Source organism: Komagataeibacter kakiaceti JCM 25156, assembly GCF_000613305.1.
On the sequence record NZ_BAIO01000408.1, the window covers coordinates 1 to 2,153 of the forward strand.

Annotated in this window: 1 protein-coding gene and 1 pseudogene; both read right to left on the reverse strand. The window is 63.4% G+C overall.

Annotation, left to right across the window (positions count from 1 at the left end):
- Positions 1 to 55: 55 nt before the first annotated feature.
- A pseudogene (locus JCM25156_RS24790) lies at positions 56 to 1,559 on the reverse strand (glucan biosynthesis protein).
- 110 nt (positions 1,560 to 1,669) lie between these two features.
- A complete protein-coding gene (locus JCM25156_RS14480) occupies positions 1,670 to 2,014 on the reverse strand; it encodes a winged helix-turn-helix domain-containing protein (protein ID WP_025813629.1) in 345 nt (114 codons plus the stop codon).
- Between the last annotated feature and the right edge of the window lie 139 nt (positions 2,015 to 2,153).

The following is a 2,153-nucleotide window of genomic DNA, read 5'->3' on the forward strand; positions in this document are numbered from 1 at the left end:
TGCGGCAGCAGGGTGGACGGACCGCGCGGCGGCGGCCCCGAAGACGCCAGACCGCCTACGGCGTCCATCGATAGACCCATTCTTCCGATACGGGGCCGTTATCATCGGCCAGCACGCAGTTCAGTTCCGCCACCTTGGCGTCTCCCGGCGCGAATTCGAACGTACTGCGCCAGCCATGGATGGGGGGAACCGGTTCAACCACCACATTGCGGATTTCACCCGCCGAAGTCCGGCATTGCAGGTGGAAATGCGGCTTGTCCGGCAGGTTCTGGAACGGCGCGCCCACGAAATCGAGGTCGAAGAACCGGGTATGCGAATCATCCGTCGATTCCCCCACGCGCGTGGCGGCCACGCGGGCGAGCTTCGTGGGCCACGGCGTGTCCCAGCCCCAGTACATGCGGTAGGTGAAGATGTATTCATGCCCCTGGTCCAGCGGCTGCTGGGGCCGCCAGAAGGAAACGATATTGTCGTTCACCTCGTTGGGTGTGGGAATTTCCACCAGATCAACCGCGCCCATGCCCCAGTCCCCGATCGGTTCGATCCACAGCGAGGGACGCTTTTCATAATTCAGGGCCACATCCTCGAAATCGGCAAAGGCGCGCTTGCGCTGCATGAGACCGAAGCCATGCGGCCTGACATCGCTGAAGGCCGAGAACTGGAGATCACGCGGGTTGCGCAGCGGCCGCCACAACTGCTGGCCGCTGCCGGTCCACATCGAAAGCCCCTCGCTGTCATGGGCGGCGGGCCGCCAGTCATCCACGCGGGTACGGTCGTTGGCATCGAAGTAGAACATGCCCGTCAGCGGCGCGATGCCGGATTCCGCAATGGCCTTGCGCGGATAGAGATAGGACTGGACATCGAATATCGTGGTCTCGCCCGGCCGGATGGTGAAGCGGAACGCCCCGGCGAGGGAGGGACTGTCAAGCAGGGCATGCACCACGACGCTGTCCACCCCCGCCTTGGGCTTTTCCAGCCAGAAGGCGCGGAACAGGGCGAACTCCTCCCCCGCCGGGTCGCCTGTGCCATTGGCGAAGCCGCGCGCCGAGAGGCCGTAATTCTGCCCCTTCGCCACGGCGCGGAAATAGGATGCGCCCAGAAAGACGCAGAATTCCTCCATCACGCCGGGCGTGTTGATCGGCGCGCGCAGGCGCAGTCCGGCAAAACCGATATCGTCATTCACCCGCAGCGGGATCGCCGTAGTCGAACATGTCCGGGCTGAAGGTGATGGGGCGGGCCTGCCCGTCAATGACCTCGTGCATGTCGATGCGGGGCGCGTACAGATACCCGCGCGGAAAGAACTCGACATCGAAACCCAGATTCTCCCCATGCCACAATGCCTGTTCCGAACGGAAGGACATGGAGTTGTACTGATCGAAGTTCAGGTTGCGCAGGGCGGAAGGCAGGGTCTGCGACGGGGCCTGATAGGCCTGCTGCGAAAGCTGGTGCGCCAGGGTGCGTACGGTCGTGGAATCGAAATTGCCGCTCTGGGTCGCCCTGGCGGTCCGGATCGCGCCCATGCCCGACAGGGACAGGGCGGAAAGGGCGGTTCCCGCTTTCATGAAATCACGTCGTAACACTGCGCTGAACTCCGGTTCATTCTTGTTATTCTGGCTTCTTATTCTGGCCATGCAGGTGCTGATATGAATGTAATATCACACTCATGTCTTTTTCACGGCATGGGGGCGCACATCGCCCCCAGTGCCGCAAGCGGGGCGCGGGTCGCATCACGGGCCGCGTCCTCGATCTCACGGTACAGGCGCAGCACGGCTTCCCCTTCGGGTGAAAGGCCAGCACCCCCGCCGCCGCCGGGCCGGGCGGAAACCAGTGGCTGCGTGAAGGTGGTGTTCATGGCCTCGACCAGCAGCCACGCCCGGCGGTAGGACATGCCCATGACCCGCGCCGCGGCTGAAATGGAGCCCGTCTGGCCGATCTGTTCCAGCAGCCGGATCTTGCCATGCCCAAGCAGGGGGGTGCCATTTGCGTCAAGCCGCAATGTCAGGCGCATTTCAGTCATGGTTCTTCTTACTCCCGCCAGCAGCTATATCACTGGTCGTTTTTACCGGAAACGGCTTCTTCTGGAAGGGAAGTTTCAAATCATGACCCATGCCGACCACGCGCCCGCCCCCATGCAGCCCCCCGGCCGGAGCCGGTGG